This is a genomic window from Streptomyces sp. 4F14 (assembly GCF_048159485.1).
Classification (GTDB): Bacteria; Actinomycetota; Actinomycetes; order Streptomycetales; family Streptomycetaceae; genus Streptomyces.
In genome coordinates this window covers 303,801-323,832 of record NZ_JBLRVY010000008.1, presented here as the reverse complement: position 1 = coordinate 323,832, position 20,032 = coordinate 303,801, and the positions used below count along the sequence as shown (strand labels likewise).

General features: G+C 70.7%; 21 protein-coding genes. 10 read left to right on the top strand and 11 right to left on the bottom strand.

Annotated features, from left to right (window positions below; translation table 11 throughout):
* Positions 1 to 2 precede the first annotated feature (2 nt).
* Complete coding sequence (locus ACLZOT_RS16805) at positions 3 to 1,751, bottom strand: peptide ABC transporter substrate-binding protein (RefSeq protein ID WP_416969717.1); 1,749 nt, start codon at positions 1,749 to 1,751, stop codon at positions 3 to 5.
* Between the two features lie 174 nt (positions 1,752 to 1,925).
* On the opposite strand from ACLZOT_RS16805, the gene ACLZOT_RS16800 reads away from it, so the two are divergent.
* Both ACLZOT_RS16800 and ACLZOT_RS16795 read left to right on the top strand, forming a co-directional pair.
* Complete coding sequence (locus tag ACLZOT_RS16800) at positions 1,926 to 3,116, top strand: ROK family protein (protein ID WP_416969716.1); 1,191 nt, start codon at positions 1,926 to 1,928, stop codon at positions 3,114 to 3,116.
* A 104-nt stretch (positions 3,117 to 3,220) separates the two neighbouring features.
* Positions 3,221 to 4,714, top strand: coding sequence for a M81 family metallopeptidase (locus ACLZOT_RS16795; RefSeq protein WP_416969715.1), 1,494 nt, complete (start codon positions 3,221 to 3,223; stop codon positions 4,712 to 4,714).
* Positions 4,715 to 4,718: 4 nt separating this feature from the next.
* Here the strand turns inward: ACLZOT_RS16795 and ACLZOT_RS16790 are convergent, their stop codons facing one another.
* Entirely contained in the window at positions 4,719 to 5,477 is a 759-nt protein-coding gene (locus ACLZOT_RS16790) for an SDR family NAD(P)-dependent oxidoreductase (protein WP_416969714.1), read from the bottom strand.
* 38 nt (positions 5,478 to 5,515) lie between these two features.
* Positions 5,516 to 6,682: an acyl-CoA dehydrogenase family protein gene (locus tag ACLZOT_RS16785; protein WP_416969713.1), complete on the bottom strand. Its 1,167-nt coding sequence runs from the start codon at positions 6,680 to 6,682 to the stop codon at positions 5,516 to 5,518.
* 99 nt (positions 6,683 to 6,781) lie between these two features.
* Between ACLZOT_RS16785 and ACLZOT_RS16780 the strand changes: the two genes are divergently transcribed.
* From ACLZOT_RS16780 to ACLZOT_RS16770, 3 genes are read left to right on the top strand one after another with little or no spacing between them, the layout of a single operon-like run.
* Positions 6,782 to 7,636 carry an acyl-CoA dehydrogenase family protein gene (locus ACLZOT_RS16780; RefSeq protein ID WP_416969712.1) on the top strand — a complete coding sequence of 285 codons (855 nt, stop codon included), beginning with the start codon at positions 6,782 to 6,784 and terminating at the stop codon, positions 7,634 to 7,636.
* Positions 7,633 to 8,793 (top strand): acyl-CoA dehydrogenase family protein, encoded by a 1,161-nt coding sequence (locus tag ACLZOT_RS16775; protein WP_416969711.1) that lies wholly within the window; start codon positions 7,633 to 7,635, stop codon positions 8,791 to 8,793. Before ACLZOT_RS16780 ends, ACLZOT_RS16775 begins: the two co-directional genes overlap by 4 nt.
* Positions 8,794 to 8,807: 14 nt before the next feature.
* The gene (locus ACLZOT_RS16770) at positions 8,808 to 9,596 is read left to right on the top strand and encodes an enoyl-CoA hydratase (protein WP_416969710.1); all 789 of its coding nucleotides are present in this window, start codon (positions 8,808 to 8,810) and stop codon (positions 9,594 to 9,596) included.
* A gap of 19 nt (positions 9,597 to 9,615) precedes the next feature.
* On the opposite strand, the gene ACLZOT_RS16765 is transcribed toward ACLZOT_RS16770, so the two are convergent.
* Complete coding sequence (locus tag ACLZOT_RS16765) at positions 9,616 to 10,647, bottom strand: dihydrodipicolinate reductase (RefSeq protein ID WP_416969709.1); 1,032 nt, start codon at positions 10,645 to 10,647, stop codon at positions 9,616 to 9,618.
* Positions 10,648 to 10,711: 64 nt separating this feature from the next.
* On the bottom strand, positions 10,712 to 11,311 hold the full coding sequence (locus tag ACLZOT_RS16760; protein WP_416969708.1) for a TetR/AcrR family transcriptional regulator: 600 nt from the start codon (positions 11,309 to 11,311) through the stop codon (positions 10,712 to 10,714).
* A 144-nt stretch (positions 11,312 to 11,455) separates the two neighbouring features.
* On the opposite strand from ACLZOT_RS16760, the gene ACLZOT_RS16755 reads away from it, so the two are divergent.
* From ACLZOT_RS16755 to ACLZOT_RS16745, 3 genes are read left to right on the top strand one after another with little or no spacing between them, the layout of a single operon-like run.
* Entirely contained in the window at positions 11,456 to 12,292 is an 837-nt protein-coding gene (locus ACLZOT_RS16755) for a mycofactocin-coupled SDR family oxidoreductase (RefSeq protein WP_416969707.1), read from the top strand.
* 26 nt (positions 12,293 to 12,318) lie between these two features.
* Positions 12,319 to 13,512: a cytochrome P450 gene (locus ACLZOT_RS16750; RefSeq protein ID WP_416969706.1), complete on the top strand. Its 1,194-nt coding sequence runs from the start codon at positions 12,319 to 12,321 to the stop codon at positions 13,510 to 13,512.
* Positions 13,512 to 13,748, top strand: coding sequence for a ferredoxin (locus ACLZOT_RS16745; RefSeq protein ID WP_416969705.1), 237 nt, complete (start codon positions 13,512 to 13,514; stop codon positions 13,746 to 13,748). The genes ACLZOT_RS16750 and ACLZOT_RS16745 overlap by 1 nt, the downstream gene beginning before the upstream one ends.
* Before the next feature lie 46 nt (positions 13,749 to 13,794).
* Here the strand turns inward: ACLZOT_RS16745 and ACLZOT_RS16740 are convergent, their stop codons facing one another.
* The 3 genes from ACLZOT_RS16740 to ACLZOT_RS16730 all read right to left on the bottom strand — a co-directional run bounded on the left by ACLZOT_RS16740 (position 13,795) and on the right by ACLZOT_RS16730 (position 14,599).
* On the bottom strand, positions 13,795 to 13,947 hold the full coding sequence (locus ACLZOT_RS16740) for a hypothetical protein (RefSeq protein WP_416969704.1): 153 nt from the start codon (positions 13,945 to 13,947) through the stop codon (positions 13,795 to 13,797).
* Entirely contained in the window at positions 13,944 to 14,162 is a 219-nt protein-coding gene (locus tag ACLZOT_RS16735; protein WP_416969703.1) for a hypothetical protein, read from the bottom strand. The genes ACLZOT_RS16740 and ACLZOT_RS16735 overlap by 4 nt, the downstream gene beginning before the upstream one ends.
* A gap of 134 nt (positions 14,163 to 14,296) precedes the next feature.
* Positions 14,297 to 14,599: a chitin binding peritrophin-A domain-containing protein gene (locus ACLZOT_RS16730; protein WP_416969702.1), complete on the bottom strand. Its 303-nt coding sequence runs from the start codon at positions 14,597 to 14,599 to the stop codon at positions 14,297 to 14,299.
* 205 nt (positions 14,600 to 14,804) lie between these two features.
* On the opposite strand from ACLZOT_RS16730, the gene ACLZOT_RS16725 reads away from it, so the two are divergent.
* Entirely contained in the window at positions 14,805 to 16,967 is a 2,163-nt protein-coding gene (locus tag ACLZOT_RS16725) for a glycosyltransferase family 39 protein (protein WP_416969701.1), read from the top strand.
* A 92-nt stretch (positions 16,968 to 17,059) separates the two neighbouring features.
* Here ACLZOT_RS16725 and ACLZOT_RS16720 read toward each other — a convergent pair whose 3' ends face one another.
* The 3 genes from ACLZOT_RS16720 to ACLZOT_RS16710 form a co-directional block, all read right to left on the bottom strand.
* Positions 17,060 to 17,389, bottom strand: coding sequence for an ArsR/SmtB family transcription factor (locus ACLZOT_RS16720; protein WP_416969700.1), 330 nt, complete (start codon positions 17,387 to 17,389; stop codon positions 17,060 to 17,062).
* Positions 17,373 to 17,597 (bottom strand): hypothetical protein, encoded by a 225-nt coding sequence (locus ACLZOT_RS16715; protein WP_416969699.1) that lies wholly within the window; start codon positions 17,595 to 17,597, stop codon positions 17,373 to 17,375. The genes ACLZOT_RS16720 and ACLZOT_RS16715 overlap by 17 nt, the downstream gene beginning before the upstream one ends.
* A gap of 106 nt (positions 17,598 to 17,703) precedes the next feature.
* Entirely contained in the window at positions 17,704 to 18,669 is a 966-nt protein-coding gene (locus ACLZOT_RS16710) for a glycoside hydrolase family 6 protein (RefSeq protein WP_416969698.1), read from the bottom strand.
* Between the two features lie 322 nt (positions 18,670 to 18,991).
* On the opposite strand from ACLZOT_RS16710, the gene ACLZOT_RS16705 reads away from it, so the two are divergent.
* Complete coding sequence (locus tag ACLZOT_RS16705) at positions 18,992 to 20,005, top strand: LacI family DNA-binding transcriptional regulator (RefSeq protein WP_416969697.1); 1,014 nt, start codon at positions 18,992 to 18,994, stop codon at positions 20,003 to 20,005.
* Positions 20,006 to 20,032 lie beyond the last annotated feature (27 nt).

Sequence of the window (20,032 nt, the reverse complement as noted above, 5' to 3'; positions counted from 1 at the left end):
GCTCAGCTGGTCCACTTCCACTGCGCCGGGTGGAAGTTGGCGAGGGAGTCCTGGGAGAAGCCGCCGAGGCCGTTCTTCATGACGGAGATCTGGTAGACGGGTTCGGGGAGCCAGATCACCGGCAGGTTCTGGGCGAGGGCGGCGCTGTACTGCTGGATCGCCTGGTTCGAACTCGACGTCGTGGACGCGGAGATGAGCTGGTCGACGGCCGGGTCGGAGTAGCCGCCGAAGTTGGAGCCGCCGCCGGTCTGGAACAGGGAGTCACCGGTCGGGAAGGCGTTGAAGTACCAACTCCCCGCCGTGCCGAAGAAACTGAGCTGCCACTTGCAGATCGCCTGGCTCGCCTTGCACGAAGGGGTCTGCGACAGAACGGAGTTGACCGGCGCCGTCCTGATCGTGAACTTGATGCCGGTCTTCGCCAGCGAGGACTGGATCGCGCTCATCATGTTGTCCGTGACGGCCGACCCGGACTGCGAGAGCACCTGCATCTCGAACTTCGTTCCCTGCGCGACCCCTTGACCGCACTTGGCGGGTTCGGTACAGGTCATCACCCCGCCCTGCTCGCTCCAGCCGTGACTGGTCAGGAGGGTGCGCGCGGCGTCCGTGTCGTACGGGTACGGGTTCGCCTTCTGCACCGGCGACAGGAAGTCCGAGGACTGGCCCTGCGGGATCGGCCCGTACCCGGGGACCGCCGTCCCGTTGAGGACGACCTTCGACAGGCTCGCCTGGTCGATGGAGCGCTGGATCGCCTGGCGGGCGTACAACTGCTTGAACACGGCGCCCATGGCAGGGTTGTTGAAGTTGTACGGCATGTAGGTGATCGCCCAGCCCGACCACGGGCGGACGGTGTAGCCCTGTGCGGTGAAGCTGTCCTTCTGGTCGAGGTCGGTCGCCTCGATGTAGCCGTAGTCGACGCTGCCGGAGCGCAGGGCGTTCTTCTCCGCGTCGGCGGTGGTGAACGGCAGCAGGTTCACCGTCGGGATGCCGGGCTTCTCGCCGCCGTCGTACTTGGCGTTCGCCGCGAGAACGACCTTTCCGGCGGTGGAGAACGACTTCACGGTGTAGGGGCCGCTGACCGTCTTCCACAGCGGGTTCGAGGCGTAGCCGGAGATGTTCTTCGCCGCGTCGTTGAGGTACGTCCATGTCTTCGCGGGGTCGCCGCCCTGGTCCCAGACGTGCTGGGGGAGGGGGTTGATGGCGCTCAGCTCGTTGGCGAGCATCCACTGCGGGTTGTACGCCTTGTCGAAGGTGATCGTGAAGTGCCGGGCGTCGACCGTCTTGAAGGACGTCCAGTTGTCGGGCGCCTTGCCCGGGTTGTAGCCCGCCCACTGCGCCTTGTTCGCCTTGATCAGGTCGAACCAGAACTCGACGTCCGCCGAGGTGACCGGCTTGCCGTCGCTCCAGTGCCGGTCGCCGAGAGTGATCGTCACGCTCTTGTCGTCGGCCGCGAAATCGGCGGCGGTGGCGATCGAACCCGCCTTGTTCCAGGCGATCTTGCCGGTCGAGCCGTCGTACGCGATCAGCGGCTCCCACAGCGTGTTCGCGATGGAGATGTTGTTGGTGTTGAGGTGCGCGGCCGTACCGATCGGCAGGATCCAGTTCGGGGTGAAGTTCGCGGGCAGCGCGTAGTTGATCCGGCTGTGGTCGGCGGACGACGACGTGCCGCCCGCCCCGGAACAGGCGGCCAGCAGCAGGGTGCCCGCGCTGAGGGCGGCGGCACCGGCGAGGAGTCTCGGGCGGGCAGGGGACATCGCACACTCCAAGGAGGCGGAATCGGGGGTTCAGCCAGTGAACGCCCCGACCGTTGGAGAAAACAGGCGTCCCGCTGTAAAAAGCCTGTTACTGCCGTTCTGAAAAAAGTCCGGAGCCCGTCTCCCGGCTTACTCTCGATCTCCCAGCCGCCGATCGCGGGAGTAACACCGGACATGCCTGAAAAAAGTGCCCCCCAGCACCGGAGGAACGGCACGGGCTTCTCGTCCCTCGCCGAAGGAGTCCTCGAACTCCTCGCCTCCGGCGAGGCGGCGACCCGTACGGAACTCGCCGCGCTGCTCGGCGCCGCGCCCTCCAGCGTGTCGTTCGCGGTCGGGCAGCTGCTGGAGCACGGCCTGGTCGCCGAGGAGGGCACCCGCTCCTCCACCGGCGGCCGGCCCCGCAAGGTGCTGCGCCTGGGCGGTCACGACGGGTACGCCGTCGCCGCCGACCTCGGCGGCAACCACGCCCGCGTCGGCGCCGTCCACGCGGGCGGCGGGCTCACCGACGTCACGACCGTGCCGTTCGCCACCGCCGAGGGCCCCGAGGCCGCCCTCCCCGCCCTGGTCGAGACGCTGACGGCCCTGATCGACCGGCACGGCCGCGACGGGCTGCGCGGCGTCGGCCTGTGCCTGCCGGGCCCCGTCGACGTGGAACCCGGCCTGGTCACCCTCCCCGCCCGGATGCCCGGCTGGAACCGGTTCCCGGTCCGCGACTGGCTGGAGGAGCGGTTCGCGGTCCCGGTCGCCGTCGAGAACGACGCCAACTGCATGGCCGTCGGCGAACACGGCGTACGGCCCGCCGGGCACCGCCAGACGATCATGGTCAAGGCCGGTTCCGGGATCGGCGCGGGCGTCCTCGTCGACGGCCGCCTGTACCGGGGCGGCACCGGCGCCGCCGGCGAGATCACCCACGTCCGCGTCGAGGCCGCCCAGGACACGCCCTGCTCCTGCGGGAACACCGGCTGCCTGGAGACCGTCGCGTCCGGCGCCGCCCTCGTCCGCGTCCTGCACGCGCGGGGCCTCGCCGTCACCAGCACCGAGGACGTCGTACGCCTCGCCTCCGACGCCGACCCCGAGGCGACCCGCGCGGTCCGCCAGGCCGGGCGCTACCTCGGGCAGGTCCTCGCGGCGAACGTCAACTTCTTCAACCCCGACGCCGTGTATCTGGGCGGGATCCTGTCCACGCTGGAGCCGTTCGTGGCCGCCGTGCGCAGTCAGCTGTACGAGGTGTGCCATCCGCTCGTCACCGAGCATCTGGTGATCGAGCGGGCGAGCCTCGGGGCGGACGCGGGGCTGGCGGGGGCGGGGCGGTTCGCGTTGCAGCGGGCGCTGGCGGAGGCGTTGCGGGCGGTGGCGGGGCCGTGAGCGGCCACGGAGAACGAAGCGGGCATATGAACTGACCGGAAGATCATCGACCACCCGCATCGCCCCCTGTATCGCCCCTCTGCAACGACCCCTTGTGAGGAACCATGCCCCTTACCCGCCCCGTGATCGCCATCGCCGGTCTCGGCATCGAGTCGTCCACCTTCTCCCCGGCCCGCACCGAGGCCCCCGCCTTCCACCCCCTGCGCGGCCCCGACGTCCTCACCCGCTACCCCTTCCTGGCCCCCGGCGAGCCCCTCCGCGAGGCCGCCGACTGGCGCGGAGCCCTCGTCGGCAAGGCGCTCCCCGGCGGCACGGTGACAGCGACCGCGTACGCCGACCTCTCGGGCGAACTCCTCGACCGGCTGCGCGAGTTGGGCCCACTCGACGGCCTCTGGTTCGACATCCACGGCGCGATGACCGTCGAGGGCCTGGACGACGCCGAGGCCGACCTCCTCGCTCGCGTCCGCGAGACGGTCGGCCCGGACGTCATCGTGTCCACCTCCATGGACCTCCACGGCAACGTCTCCCGTGACCTGGTCCACGGCACCGACCTGATCACCTGCTACCGCATGGCCCCCCACGAGGACGCCATGGAGACCAAGGAACGCGCCGCCCGCAACCTCGTCCACCACCTGACCAGCGGCGCACCCCGCCCGGTCAAGGCATGGGTGCCCGTACCGGTCCTGCTGGCCGGCGAGCAGACGTCCACCCGGATCGAGCCCGCGCGCAGCGTGTACGCGGCGGTCGACGAGGTCGAGGCAGCTGCGGGCGTCCTCGACGCGGCGATCTGGGTCGGCTACGCGTGGGCGGACGAACCGCGCAACCAGGCCGCCGTGGTCGTCACCGGCGACGACGAGCAGGCCGTCACCGCCGGCGCCGAGCGGCTGGCGCGCGGATTCTGGGCCGCCCGGCACGACTTCGCGTTCGTCGCGCCGACCGACACCCTCGACGCCTGCCTCGACGCGGCGCTCGCCTCCCCGGCCCGCCCCTACTTCGTCAGCGACACCGGCGACAACCCGACGGCGGGCGGCGCCGGGGACGTCACCTGGAGCCTCGCGCGGATCCTGGCCCGCCCGGAGTTCCGCGACCCGGACGGGCCGACCGTCCTGTACGCCTCACTGCCCGGCCCCGGTGCGGTGGACACGGCCGTACGGGCTGGGGTCGGGGCGACCGTCACCGTCACCGCCGGTGCCGAGGTCGACGACCGGCACTGCGGGCCGCTCACCCTGACCGGCGTCGTCCACGCGATCCGGCACGGAGACCGGGACGCCGGGACCGAGGCCGTCGTCCGGGTCGGGAGCGTGTACGTGGTCCTCACGCGGCTGCGCAAGCCGTACCACCACGAACACGACTTCACCGACCTGGAGTTGAGCCCCCGGGACGCCGACGTCGTCATCGTGAAGATCGGCTACCTGGAGCCCGAACTCTTCGCGATGGCCGCCGACTGGAAGATGGCGCTCACCCCGGGCGGCGTCGACCAGGACCTGTCACGGCTCGGCCACCATCGCATCGAGCGCCCGATGTTCCCCTTCGACCGGGCGATGCCAGACCCGGACCTGACCGCGCGGATCATCTCCCCGTCCAACTCCCCGCGATGACCGCCTACATGACCAACCCACCGTCCACCGGCAGGACTTGACCCGTCACGAACGACGCCGCGTCCGACGCGAGGAACACGAACGCGCCCGCCACCTCGTCCGGCTCGGCCCAACGCCCCAGCGGGATACGGGTGAGCATGCGCTCCGCGAACTTCGGATCCGTACGGATGGTCTCGGTCATCGGCGTCGCGGCCAGCGGGGCGAGCGCGTTGACGAGGATGCGGCGCCGGGCCAACTCCCGTGCCAGGGACTTCGTCAGGCCGATGATCCCGGCCTTGGCGATGGAGTAGTTGACCTGGCCGAGCGTCCCGGTCAGCCCGGCGGAGGACGTGACGTTGATGACGCGTCCCGTCCCGTCCTCGGCGAGGAACGGCAGCGCGGCCTGCGTGCAGTGGAACGCGCCCAGCACATGGATGTCGACCAGGCGCCGCACGGAGTCCTCGGACAGCTTCTCGAACATCGCCGGGTCGGTGACCCCGGCGTTGTTGACCAGGATGTGCAGCGTCCCGCCGGTCAGCGCGGCGGCACGGGCGGCGGCCTCGTCGGCCTGCGCCCTTTCCTGTACGTCGAGTTGGACGGCGTCGGCGCTCAGCCCGGCGGCGGTCAGCTTGCCCGCGACGGCCGCCGCCGCGTCCCCGTCCACGTCGGTGACCAGCACGGACGCACCCGCACGGGCGAGTGCTCCGGCGACGGCCGCGCCGATACCGCCGGCGGCGCCGGTGACGAGGGCCGAGCGGCCGGTGAGGTCGAACAGAGTGGTCATCGGTAACTCCCTTACATTGTCAGGCCGTTACGGCGGTGTCAGTAGCTTCTCGGCAGGCCCAGCGCGTGTTCGCCCAGATAGTTCAGGACCATTTCCTGGCTGATCGGCGCGATGCGGGTCAGCCGCGCCTCGCGGAAGTAGCGGGCGACGTCGTACTCCTCGGCGTACCCCATGCCGCCGTGGGTCTGGAGGGCCCGGTCGGCGGCGGTGAAACCGGCGTCCGCGCACAGGTACTTGGCGGTGTTGGCCTCCCGTCCGCAGGGTCGCCCGTTGTCGTAGAGCCAGGTCGCCTTGCGCAGCACCAGTTCGGCGGCGTCGAGGTGGGCGAGGGAGTCGGCCAGCGGGAACTGGATGCCCTGGTTCATGCCGATGGGCCGCCCGAACACCTCGCGCTCGCGGCCGTAGCGCACCGCCCGGTCCAGCGCGACCCGGCCGATACCGAGGGCCTCGGCGGCGATCAGCATGCGTTCGGGGTTGAGGCCGTCGAGCAGATAACGGAAGCCCTGGCCCTCCTCGCCGACCCGGTCCGCGACGGGGACGCGCAGCTCGTCGATGAAGAGCTCGTTCGAGGTGACCGCGTTGCGGCCCATCTTGGCGATGGGGCGGATCTCGACGCGGGCCCGGTCGAGGTCGGTGAGGAAGAGCGTCATGCCGTCCGTGCGCTTGGCCGCGTCCGCCAACTTCGTGGTGCGGGTGAGGAGAAGGATCTTCTCGGACTCAACCGCCTTGGATATCCAGACCTTTCGGCCGCTCACGACGTAATGGTCGCCGTCGCGCCGGGCGTACGTCGTGATGCGCGTCGTGTCGAGACCCGCGCCGGGTTCGGTCACGCCGAAGCAGACGTGCAGGTCACCGCGCGCGATCCGGGGCAGCGTACGGCGTTTCAGCTCCTCGGAGCCGTGCACGACGACCGGGTGCATGCCGAAGATCGACATGTGGATCGAGCTGGCCGCGTTCATCGCGCCGCCCGAGCGGGCCACCTCCTCAAGGAGGAGCGTCGCCTCCGTGATGCCGAGGCCGTGGCCGCCGTACGCCTCCGGGATCGTGATGCCGAGCCAGCCACCGCCCGCGATGGCCGCGTAGAACTCCTCGGGGAAGGCGTGGTCGCGGTCGTGCTCCTGCCAGTAGCGGTCGTCGAAGTCGCGCAGGAGGCCCGCGACCGCCTTGCGGATCGTCTCCTGGTCCTCGGTCAGCTCAAAGTCCACGGGACCCCTCCGTCGGGTGCGAGACTCTTACTTCCCATAATGGAGAATGATATTCTCACACAGCTTGTACGGCACTGCCTCAAGAAGCGGAGGACGGACGTGGAGTTCGAACTCGACGAGGAACAGCGGCTCCTGCGCCGCACGGTCCGCGAGACGGTCGCCAAAGTGCGCGAGCGGCCCGAGGACCAGCAGTGGCAGACCTACCGCGACCTCGGCTGGCTGGAGGCACCACCCTTCGAACTCACCCTGATCCTGGAAGAGTTGGGCTACGCAGCCGACCCCACCCCGTTCCTCGCCACCGCCACCTGGTTCGCTCCCCTCACCGGCCGCCTCCCGGACGGCAGTGGTACGGCGGTCTTCGACGGCACCGGACGGTACGTCCTCGACGCCGACCGCGCCGACGAGATCGCCCTTCTCACCCCCGAGGGTGTCGTCGTCGTCCCCGGCTCCCGGCTCACCCCCGAACGGGTCCCCGTCCTCGACCCCCGTCTCCACGTCGCGCACGTCGACGCCCGCCCGCTCGCCGCAGGCGTCCCCGACCTCGCGCTCACCGGACTCGCGGCCACCGCCGTGGGTGCCTGCCGCCGAGTGCTGGACCTGGTGCTCGAACACGTCAAGCGGCGCACCCAGTTCGGCCGCCCGATCGGCTCCTTCCAGGCCGTCCAGCACAAGGCCGCCGACATGTACGTCGCCATCGAACGCGCCCGTGCCCTCACCCACTACGCGGCGCTCACCATCGCCGAGGACGACGCGCAGCGCACCCGCGCCGCCCACATGGCGAAGGCGGCGGCGGGAGAGTGCCAGCGCACCGTCTTCCGCAGCGGCCTCCAGCTCTTCGGCGCGATGGGCTTCACCTGGGAGAACGAACTCCAACTCCACCTGAAACGCGCCCAGTCCTGCGACCTGCTCCTCGGCACCGCCTCCGTCCACAGGAAGGCACTGCTGCCCGTATGAAGCTCGCCGACGACCCCCAAGTCACCGCGTTCCGCGACCGGTTCACCGCCTTCCTCGACGAGCACCTCCCCGCCGAGGCAGACGCCCGCGAACGCTCCCGCTCCAGCGCCGACGTCCCCGCCTGGGCCCGCCACTGGCAGCGCACCCTCTTCGACCACGGCTGGCTGCTGCCCGGCCAGCCCCCCGAGTACGGCGGACAGCACGCCACCCTCCCCCAACAGCTCGCCCACCTGGAGGAGTTGGCCCGGCGAGGCATCTACCACAGCTTCAACCCGCAGGGCCTCGGCATCATCGCCGCCTCCCTGCTCACCTTCGGCACCGAGGAGCAGAAACGCCGCTGGGCCGTGCCGATCCTGCGCGCCGAGATCACCGCCGCACTCGGCATGAGCGAGCCCGAGGCCGGCTCGGACCTCGCGTCCCTGCGCACCAGGGCCGAGGCCACGCACGACGGCTTCACCGTGAACGGCCAGAAGATCTGGACCTCCGGCGCCCACGACGCCGACGTCCTGCTCACCTTCGTCCGCACCGACCCCGACGCCCCCAAACACCGGGGAATCAGCGCCCTGTTGATCCCCACGGACACCGAGGGCGTCGTCCGCAGGCCCTTCGGTTCGATCGCCGCCGAGGACGACCTCGACTTCAACGAGGTGTTCCTCACGGACGTACGGGTGCCGCGCGAGAATCTGGTGGGCGGGCTGAACGAGGGCTGGAAGGTGGCCAACGGCTCGCTCGGGCACGAACGGACGCTGCTGTGGCTGTCGTACGCCGAACGCCTCGAAGAACTCGTCCGGGACGCCGCCGACGTCGGCGCGGGACAGGAGTGGTACGCCACCCTCCTCATGGACCTCACCGCGCTACGGCTCCTCGGCTACCGCCAACTCGGCCCGGACCGGGACCCGTTCGAGATCTCCGTGCTGAAACTGTTCGGCTCCGAGGCCGTGCAGAACGCCTCGCTGCACGCGCTGGAGGCACACGGCGCCGAGGGGCTCCCGCATCCGGCGCGCACCGGCCCCTACCAGCACATGAACAACGAGGCGTTCAGCGCGAGTTGGTTCGACCGGTACGCCCGCAGTTTCGCAGGGACGATCGCCGGGGGCACCAGCGAGATCCAGCGCACCATCATCGCCGAGCGCATCCTCGGCCTGCCGCGACAGTGAGAGGACGCCGGGAAATGGACCAGATCCTGTACGACGCCGGGGACGACGGGGTCGCCGTCGTCACCCTGAACCGCCCCGAGGCCGCCAACGCCCAGACCATGGCCCTCCTCGACGACCTCGACGCCGCCCTCACCCGCGCCGCCCGCGACGACCAGGTCAAGGTGATCGTCCTGCGCGCCAACGGGCGGCACTTCTCCGCCGGCCACGACCTCAAGGACCGCTGGCCCGGACCCGGCGAGATCACCCTGGAGTGGATCTACGACGCGGAGACGCGCCGGTATCTGGAGTACGCGCTCAAGTGGCGCAACATCCCGAAGCCGACGATCGCCGCCGTCCAGGGCAGGTGCATCGCCGCCGGGCTGATGCTCTGCTGGCCGTGCGATCTGATCGTCGCCGCCGAGAACGCCGAATTCTCCGACCCCGTCGTCCACATGGGTATCGGTGGCGTCGAATACCACGGACACACCTGGGAGTTGGGGGCGCGCAAGGCCAAGGAGATCCTGTTCACCGGGCGCCCGCTCAGCGCGCGGGAGGCGGAGCAGGTGGGGATGGTCAACCGGGTCGTGCCGCTCGACGAACTCGACGCGTCCGCCCTGGAGTTGGCGCGGCGGATCGCGGCGATGCCGTCGTTCGGGCTGCGGCAGGCGAAGCGGGCCGTCAACCAGACGCAGGACGTGCAGGGGTTCTACGCCGCGCTCCAGGCGGTGTTCGACATCCACCAGACGGGACACGGTAACGCGCTCAGCGTGAGCGGGTTCCCGATCCTCACGCGGCTCGAAGACATGAAGCAGAAGCTCAAGTAGGGCCCCGGCCCTGGGCGGTTCAGCCCAGGGCCGCCGTGAACAACGGCAGGTCGACCGTCGTACGGATGCCGGGCGGGGCCGCGCACACGGCCGGGACGGCGTTCACCGCGCGGTGGGCCGTGTAGCCGGGGGAGACGTCCGCCAACCGGTCCAGCGGGACGGGGAAGTTGAGGTCCACGTCGAGCGGGGTGTCGCCGTCGACGGTGACGCGCCAGCCGGTGGGGCGCAGCTCCCAGGCGGGGGAGAGGCCGGTGGTGCAGTACCAGGTGGAGTTGAACTCCAGGAGGGGACGGCCGTCATGGAAGCCGGTGACGGTCGTGCGCTGCGCGGCGACCGTGCCGGCGTCGAGAGTGCCCGCCGCGATCCTCGACTCCCTTGCCGCCATGGCGAGTTGGCCGCTCGCCCGCAGCTCGTCCAGGGGGAGGCCGAGGGCGTCGGCGACCAGGCGCAGGGACGGGCCGAAGCTCGACGTGAGGTGGGCCAGGCGGTGTTCGTCGTAGCCGGTGGTCGCCGGGCGGCCGAAACCCATCACGTCGAACAGGAGCCCCGGGGACGGGCGTTGGGACAGGTCGGCGTACTCGTGGATCGTCAGCTTCGTCAACCGGCGTTGCAAGGAGGCCAGGACGAGGGGAACGGCCTCGGTGATGAAGCCGGGGCTGCTGCCCGTGCTGTGCAGGGAGGCGCCGCCGCGCTTGCAGGCGTCCTCGACGCGTTCCCTGAACGCCGGGTCCATGCTCGGCGGGTGGTGGAAACCGCCGGTCGTGGTGACGACGTTCGCGCCCGAGGCGAGCAGGGCGCACAGGTCGTCGGGGTCGGGGGTGTGCGGCATGTAGAGCACACAGTCGGGGGACAGGGCCAGGATGTCGTCCAGCTCGGTCGTCGCCGTGATGCCGGTCGGGCCCGAGCCGCACAACTCGCCCGCGTCCAGGCCCGACTTGGCGGGGGAGTGGACGTGGACGCCGGTCAATCGCAGGTGGGGGTGGTCGAGTACGGCGCGCAGGGAGCGCAGGCCGATGGTGCCGGTGGACCACTGGACGGCGCGAAGGGTCATGGGATCCTCATCGTGACGGTGCACCTCTCTCCGTTGAGAATGTAATTCTCTCAAGAGGAGATTGCTAGTCCCCGGTTCCGGGTTCTGTTGGCTGCTCCGTGAGGTGAAGCAGCCGCTGCACCAGCTCCCGCGCCTCCTCGTGGCCCGTCGTCAACCCCATCTGTTCCTCAAGGCCGATGATCCGGGCAACCGCGGTCGTGAACACGACCATCGCCGCAGGCGGCACATCCGGGAAACCCGTCCCCGCCTCCGCGAATCGCCGCGTCACCAGCTCGATCTGCGCCCGCCGGTACCGGTCCGAGTGCGCCGCGAGTTCCGCGCGGATCGCCTTGCGGTGGTTCGACAGCGCCGTGAACTCGGTGATCAGCGCGGCACCCGGGCGGCTCGACAACTCCCAGAGCGAGCGCAGGGGTTGGGAGGGATCGAGGGCCCGGTCCTGGGCCTCGTACTCCTGGTCCGCCAGCCGGCGCAGCACCGCGAGGAACAGATCGTCGAGCGTGCGGAAGTAGTACAGGACCAGCGCCGGAGCCACCCCGGCCTCCCGCGCGACGCGCCGGACGCCGACGGCGGCGTACCCCTCCTTGAGCATCAGCCGCTGGGTGATGTCGAGCAGGCGGTGGCGCGTCTCGGAGTTCTCGTTGCCCATGCGGCGGGGTGCGGTCATGCCGGTCATTGTCCTTGACGGCCTTCCGGGCCGGTGTTAAACAGTTGTTCAGCACGCCCCTTCGTTGCGAGCACCCCCTTTCCCCACGGACGGCGCACCTCTCCCGGAACCCTGTCGTCGTACCAGAGGAATCGAGGCACACCCATGCCCGGACGAGTGGAAGGCAAGGTCGCCTTCGTCACCGGCGCCGCGCGCGGCCAGGGCCGCAGTCATGCCGTGCGGCTCGCGGAGGAAGGCGCCGACATCATCGCCGTGGACGTCTGCGAACAGCTCGACGGCGTCACGTTCCCCATGTCCACGCCCGAAGACCTGGAGGAGACAGCCGAGTTGGTGCGCAAGACGGGGCGCGGGATCGTCGCCGTCAAGGCGGACGTGCGTGACCACGACGCCCTCAAGGCCACGGTGGACCGGGGGGTCGAGGAGTTCGGGCGGCTCGACATCGTCGTCGCCAACGCGGGGCTCGGCAGCGACGGGGCCACCCTCGACGCGATGCGCGAGAAGACCTGGCGGGACATGATCGACGTCAACCTCACCGGCGTATGGCTGTCGGCGAAGGCCGCGATCCCGCACATCGTCGCGGGCGGGCGGGGCGGTTCGCTGGTCCTCACCAGCTCCGTCGGCGGACTGAAGGGGTACGAGAACATCGGGCACTACATCGCCGCCAAGCACGGCGTCGTCGGCCTGATGCGCAGCCTGGCACGGGAGTTGGGGCCGCACGGCATCCGCGTCAACACCCTGCATCCCACGCAGGTGAACACGCCGATGGTGATGCACGAGGGCACCTACCGGATGTTCCGGCCCGACCTGGAGAACCCCACCGCCGACGACTTCGCGGCCGTCTCGCAGGGCATGCACGTCCTGCCGACCCCCTGGGTGGAGGCCCAGGACGTCAGCCACGCCGTCCTCTTCCTCGCCTGCGACGAGTCCCGCTTCATCACCGGCGCCACCCTGCCGATCGACGCCGGCGCGCTGCTCAAGTAGCACGCCCTCCAAGTGGGAGACGCACCATGACACTTGCCGCCGAGACGCTCTACTGGGACCCCTACGACCCCGCCCTCGCCCGCGACCCCTACCCGCTCTACGCCAGGCTCCGCGAAGAGGCACCCCTCTACTACAACGAGACCCACGACTTCTACGCCGTCACCCGGCACGCCGACGTCCAGCGCGGGCTCGCCGACTGGCAGACCTTCTCCTCCGCGCGCGGCGACATCCTGGAGATCGTCCAGGCGGACATCGAACTCCCCCCGGGGACACTGATCTTCGAGGATCCGCCGGTCCACGACATCCACCGGCGGCTGCTGGCACGGCTGTTCACACCGCGCCGGCTCGCGGCGCTGGAGCCGCAGGTCCGGGCCTTCTGCCGCCGGGCCCTCCAACCGGTCCTGGGGGCAAAGGAGTTCGACCTCATCGAGGCGGTCGGTGCGGAGATGCCGATGCGGGTCATCGGCATGCTGCTCGGCATCCCGGAGTCCGACCAGCCCGCGATCCGCGACCGCACCGACAGCACCCTCAACACCGAGGGCACCGGGAAGATCGACCACGAGGAGATCCTCAGCACCGAGGCGTTCCGCGACTACATCGAGTGGCGCAAGAAGCACCCCTCCGGCGACCTCATGACCGAACTGATGACCGCCGAGTTCGAGGACGAGAACGGGGTCACGCGCACCCTCACCGACGAGGAGGTCCTGACGTACTGCACGGTCGTCGCGGGCGCCGGGAACGAGACCACCGGGCGGCTCATCGGCTGGTTCGGCGCGCTCATGGCCCGCTACCCCGAGGCCCGCGGGGAACTCGCCGCCGATCCGGCGCTCATCCCCAACGCCATCGAGGAGGTGCTCAGGTTCGAGCCGACGGGACCGTTCACGGCGCGGTACGTGACACGGGACGTGCAGCTGCACGGCCGTACGGTCCCCGCCGGAAGCGCCATCCTGTTCGTCCAGGCCGCAGCCAACCGCGACCCCCGGCGCTTCGACGAACCCGACCGGTTCGACATCCACCGCGTCACCCAGCACATGAGCTTCGGCGTCGGCGCCCACTACTGCCTCGGCGCCGCGCTCGCCCGGCTGGAGGGGCGGATCGCCGCCGAGGAACTCCTCCGGCACTTCCCCGGCTGGCAAGTCGACTGGGAGCACGCCGAGTTGGCGCAGACCTCGACCGTACGCGGCTGGAAGTCCCTGCCGCTCGTGATCGAGGGGGCGTGATGGCGGGGGAGCGGTGGGCCGTCACCGTCGACAAACGGGCCTGCGTCCGCACCGGGTTGTGCGCGGCGTCGGCGCCCGACCGGTTCACGCTCGACGAACGGGGGCAGGGGCAGGCGCGGGACGAGGTGGTGGGCGCGTCCGAGGAGGTGCTCGAAGTCGCCGAGTCCTGCCCGATCGAGGCGATCTCCATCGTGGACGCGTCGACCGGCAAGTCGGTGTTCCCACCGGAGAGTTGAGCGTGGGCGGCAGACCCGGCGCACGGGTCTGCCGCCCCTCGGACGCTCAGGTCCGCGCGGCGGGCACGTCGTGGAACGCGGGCAGACCGCTGTAGCGGCGCGGGACCTCGGCCTCCGTGCCGAGGGCGGTTCTGCAGAACTCGACGGCTTCCTCGCAACGCCCGAAGAAGTGCACGTGCGGCGGCACCTGCGGGGTCACTTGGCGGTGTCCAGGCCGGCCAGCGCCTGCGCCCAGCGCGCGTACTTCAGGGACGCCAGATCGGCGACGGTCCTGACCCCGAACGCCTCCTGGAGCAGGTCTCCCTGGCGGTCGGAGACCCCCTTCAGCGCGGACACCGGGGCCGCCATGATCTCCGGGAGCGCCTTGTCCGCCCACGCCTTGTCCAGCACCTTGCTCAGGTCGATCTCCGCCATGTCTCCTCGTTCCGTCGCGCGTTGTACGCTTTCTCTACAGTCGATGTAGAGAATAGGTTCGCCGGAGAGCGATTCGAACACCTTCCTGAGGAAATGGCGGAAAAGCCCTGTTCGCGTCCGGATCCGTACCCGATCTAGGGCCGGTAGTTCGGCGGGTACACCTTGATGGTCGGGTCGAAGCTGCCGGGCCAGTCGCAGTAACCCAGCGGCCTGTTCACCGGGTTGAAGTTCAGGCCCGACGGACAGGAGTGGATCAAAGACGCCTCCGCGTTGCACTCGACGTACAACTGCGCGCTGGAGGGGTGGGAGTAGTTGGCGTCCGGGGCGCCGTCGCAGAAGCCGTTCGCCGCCGCGGACGACGGCGAGGCGGCTCCGAGGACGAACACGAGGGAACCGGCCGCCGCAGCGGCTGTGGCACAGAGGGCACGCATCTTCATGCCCGGACCAACGAGCCCCGCCACACCGACGACACGCCTGTGCGCCCCCTGTGTCTGCTCCTGTCGATCGGCAGGCAATGACATTCCCCGCACAGGTTGAAAAGCGGCCCCCGCGATTAAAGCGCCGTCCTCAAGACGATGAGAATTCCCTTGGAGGAGCCCGATTCGGAAGGGCCGCGCCGGGGCGTGCCGAACACTGCTGTGCATGGCTACGACAGTCCCCGCGCCGCCCGCGCCCCCGTGGCGTCCGCTCTGGCGCTCCCCCTCCGACCAGCCCGCACACGCCCGCCCGACGCTGCTCGCCCTCCTCGCGCTCGCCGCCCTGCTCTACACCTGGGGCATCGGCCACAGCTCGTACCACGCCTTCTACGCCGACGCCGCGCGCAGCATGTCGGAGAACTGGAAAGCGTTCTTCTACGGTTCCTTCGACCCCGGGAATTCCATCACCCTCGACAAACTCCCCGGATTCCTCTGGCCGCAGGCCCTGTCCGCACGCCTCTTCGGATTCCACCCCTGGGCCCTGGTCCTCCCCCAGGTCCTCGAAGGCATGGCGAGCGTCCTCGTCCTGCACCGCCTCGTCTCCCGCTGGGCCGGCACGAACGCGGCACTCCTCACCTGCACGGCCTTCCTCCTGACCCCGGTCTCCGTCGGGCTGTTCCGTACGGCCGTGGAGGACCCGGCGTTCACGCTGTGCCTGCTGCTCGCGGTGGAGGCGACCCAGCGGGCCGCCCGTGACGGGCGTGCGCGGACGCTGGTCGTCGCGGGGGTGTGGGTCGGGGTCGGGTTCCAGAGCAAGATGCTGGAGGCGTGGGCGGTGCTGCCCGCGCTGGCGGTGGTGTACCTGGTGTCGGCGCCGATCTCCTTGCGGCGGAGGGTGGTTCACCTCGGGGTGGCCGCGGTGGTGATGACCTGTGTGTCGGTGTCGTGGATGGTGGCGGTGACGCTGGTGCCGGCGAAGGACCGGCCCTATGTGGACGGGACGACCGACAACTCCGTGTTCAGCATGGTCGTCGGGTACAACTTCCTGAACCGGTTCTCGGCGTTGGGGGTCAGTGCGGGGGTGACGGGGAGTGTGAGCGGGAGTCAAGGGGGTGGGCATCGGGGGGAGGCGGATGCCGGTGCTGCTGCGCGTGCAGGTGCGGGTGCTTTCGGCGGTGCGGGCCGGGTGCAGGGGATGCGGTCGGGAGAAGGACAGAGGCAGGGGCAAGGTCAAGGGCAAGGCCAGGACGGCTGGGCGAAGATGTTCGGGGCGTCGCTCGCCTCGCAGACCGGGTGGCTGTATCCGTTCGCGGCGGTGTGTGCCGTGTGCGGGCTGGTGTGGAGTCGGGGACGGCCGCGTACTGACGGGCCGCGCGCCGGGTTCCTGCTCTGGGGAACCTGGCTGGCCACGTTCTTCCTGGTCTTCAGCGCGGGGAGCGTCGGGGGGCACACGTACTACATGGGCGTGATCGCCGTGCCGCTGGCGGCGCTGACCGGGGGTGGGGCTGTCGTGCTGTGGCGGGCGTACCGGGCCGGTGGGCGGCGGGCCTGGGCGTTGCCGGGAGCGGTGGCGGCCACGACCGTGTGGAGTGCGTATCTCGCGGGGGAGTTCACGTCGTTCCTGCCGTGGCTGGCGCCGGTGGTGGGGGTGTTGGGGGTGACGGCCGTCGTCCTGCTGGCGGTGGCGCGTCCTGGTGGGCGGCGACGGGCCGGTGGGCGGCTCGCTCTCGCCGGGCTCGCCACCGCCCTGGCGGCTCTGCTGATCGCGCCGGGCGCGTGGGTGGCGCAGGTGTTCAACCCCTCGTACCGCAATACCGGCATGGGCGCGGTCGGGCCGTCCCGAACCGGGGGCGGGCGTGGGGCGTTCACGTCGTTCGAACGGTCCGCGCCGGAAGGGGCGTTCGCGTCGGCGGGCGGCCGGACGGGACGGCTGCGGTGGGACGGGGGCAGGGGAGAGCGGGCCGACGGTGACACGGGCACCGGCACCCCCGGCGGCTTCGGCGGGATCGGATCGGACGGTGGACTCACCATGCCCCAGCGGGAGTTGCTCGCCTACACCACCGCGCACCAGGGCTCGGCGCCGTACGTCTTCGCCACCACGAACTGGACCACCGCCTCCCCGTACATCCTCGCCACCGGTGCCCACGTCCTGCCCCTCGGTGGCTTCAGCGGCCGCGTGCCGTTCCCGACGGAGACGGGGTTCCAGCGGCTCGTGCGGGACGGGGAGGTCCGGTACGTCGTGGTGGGCGGCGTCGGCCGTACGTCGAACGGGGCGACGGCCGCGGCACGGATCACGCAGTGGGTCCGGTCGGCCTGCGCGCCGGTGCCGTCGTCGGACTACGGCGGTACGGACGACGGGCAGACGCTGTACCGCTGCGCACGCGCTTGAAGCCACGGCATCCCGTCAGCCCGGCGTCGCCACGCGCCGGGCCGGGCGGGCGGATCCGGGAGCCGGAGGTCGACAGGCACCCGTCGGCTCTCTTACCGGCGCACCGGCCGCAGCTCCTCCAGCAAACCCTGGCGGTCCGTGAGGACGTTCGTCAGGATCCGCCGCGCGGTGCCCAGGAGTTCCGCCACGTCGCCGCCGGCCAGCTCGTACACCACGGTCGAACCCGTGCGTGTGGCGGTCACGATGCCCGACCGGCGCAACACCGCGAGCTGCTGCGACAGGCTCGACGGCTCGATCTCGATCTCCGCGAGCAGGTCCCGTACCGGCTTCGGACCGTCCTGGAGCAGCTCCAGCACCCGGATGCGCACCGGATGCCCCAGCATCCGGAAGAACTCGGCCTTCGCCTCATACAGCGGGACCATCGCCGGCTCCATCCTCCTCCACGGCCACGTCGTTGGCACGGGCGATCCGCAGCGCGTCATCCAACTCGTCCTCGGCCACGGCAATCGCGTACGCGTCACCCTCCCGCCGCGCGGCCCTCACCCGCACCCGCGCCGCCCGCACCCGCTCCCGCAACGCCTCAGCGAACCCACCCACCCCGAGCAACCCTTCCCTGCCGGCCAAGATCATGAAGTAGTGAATTGAAGAACTCTGCAAGTTCTTGAGCATCCTAGCCCGCAGATGTGCCGTGACCCGGTCGCGCGGTGCGGGCGGACCGGGCCACGGCCGTCCCCGGTCAGTAGCCGTAGATCATCTTGTAGGCGACCTCGGGAAGGAACTGCCCGGCCGAGGAGCCGCCGCCCACACCGCAGTTGCCGTCGGACTCGCCGGGCGTCTTGATCCACAGGAGCATCTCGGCGCCGCCGCCCATCTGCGTGGGCGTGCCGATCCTGCGGCCGGCGGGGTTGCACCACTGGCCGTTGGAGCCGTTGCCGTTGCGGCTGGTGTCCACGACGAACGGCTTCGTGTAGCCGTAGCGGGCGCTGAGTTCACGGTTGACGGCGTTGCCGTAGTTGGTGTTCTCGGCGGTGGTGAAGTAGTTGGAGATGTTGAGGGAGAAGCCGTGGGCCTGGCGCAGGCCGGCGTTGTTGAGGCGCTGGGCCATGGTGGCGGCGTCGGCCCAGCCGGGGTTGCCGGAGTCGAGGTAGACCCAGGCGTTGGGGGCCTGGCGGCCGAACGTGGACAGGGCCCCGGTCAGCATGTTCTGGCGCTCGGTGATCTGCGCCTGGTTCATGCAGCCGTAGTCGCCGAGGGAGTCGGGTTCGAGGATGACGACGGCCTGGCGGCTGCCGATCCCGGAGGCGAACTGGGAGATCCAGGTGGCGTAGGCGGCGGGCGAGGAGGCCCCGCCCGCCGAGTGGCCGCCGCAGTAGTCGCGGTTGTAGACGTTGTAGGCGACCATGATCGGCAGCTTGTTCGCGCCGGCCGCGGCACCCGCGTACGCGCTGGTGGCGGCGTTGATGGAGCCGCTCCAGGAGCCGAACCAGCGGGCGGCGGGCGTGTTGGCGAGGGAGCTGTTGATCGCGGCGGCGCGGCCGTCGTTCGGGTTGGCGGCGACCCACTGCTTCGCGCTGGAGTTGGGGTCCACGTAGAACCCGTTGGCCTTGACGGCCGGGGCTGCCGCCTGGGTGGACGGGGCGACGGCGAGTGCCAGCGGCAGGGCGAACAGGGCCGCCGTCAGGGCGCGGAGCTTTCGGCGCATGGAGGTACCTCCTGGTGGGGGAGCGTCGCCCGCCCTCGTCCTGGACGGGCGACGCGGTAAGGAAGTGCGGCGGTACACGTCCCTCGGCGCCGGCGGCTCTCCGGCGGGACGTCACGTCGGACGACCGGCGACTCGCTGTGGGAGCGCTCCCAAAGTGGAAGCGGTTCCAGTGGTGTCGGGGCCTTCCTGGTGTGGTGGATATCGTGTGGGGAGCCGTTGGGGCTGTCAAGAGCGGGCGTACGACGGGCTCTTCACACCGCGCGGGCAAGGATCTACAGTCCTGTTTCTGGAAGCGCTTCCAGCCACAGGAGGTCCACGTTCCATGGCAGCAGACGGAGTCAGCCGGCGGCCGACGCTCGAAGCGGTGGCCGAACTCGCGGGCGTCTCCCGCTCCGTGGCCTCCCGCGTCCTCAACGACGCCCCGTACGTCAGCCGCGTCAAGCGCCAGGCGGTCGAACGGGCCGTCAGGCAACTCGGCTACGTCCCCAATCCGCGCGCCCGGGCGCTGGCCACCCGGCAGACGGGCGCGGCCGCCCTGGTCATCTCGGGAGAGGACCCGTCGATCTTCGCGGACCCCTTCTTCGCCCAGGTGATCGTGGGGGCGTCGGCCGCGCTGGAGGAGGCCGACCTGCATCTGATGCTGTGTCTGGCCGCCTCCGCCCGGGGCCGTGAACGGGTGGCGGCGCTGCTGCGGTCCCGGGGCGCCGACGGCGTCATGCTGATGGCACTGCGCGAGGGCGATCCGCTGGTACGGATGGCGCAGGAGGCGGAACTGCCCGTCGTGTTCGGCGGACGTCCGGTGGGGCCCGTTCCCCGCTGGTACGTGGACGTCGACAACGTCGGCGGCGCCCGTGAGGCGACCGAGTACCTGCTCGCGCGGGGCCGGACCCGGGTCGCCGTCATCTGCGGACGCCTGGACACCGAGGCCGGGCGAGCCCGCCACCGCGGCTACCGGGACGCGATGCTGGCCGCCGGGCTGACCCCGCTCCCCCCAGGGGAAGGGGACTTCACCGAGTCCGGCGGCGCCGCCGCCATGGCCGCGCTCCTCGCCGAACTCCCCGACCTGGACGGCGTGTTCGCCGCCAACGACAACATGGCGGCGGGGGCGCTGCGCACCCTGCGCGAGAGCGGGCGCCTGGTGCCCGCCGACGTCGCGGTGGTCGGGTTCGACGACCTCGCCGTCGCCCGGATCGCCGATCCGCCGCTGAGCACCGTCCACCAGCCGATCACGGCGCTCGGGAGGGAGACGGCACGCATGCTCGTCGCGTTGATCGACGGGCAGGATCCCACGCCGCTGATTCTTCCGACGCGGTTGGTCGTCCGGGCGAGCGCTTGACGGGGCGTGCAGTCGGCGGGTTCGCTC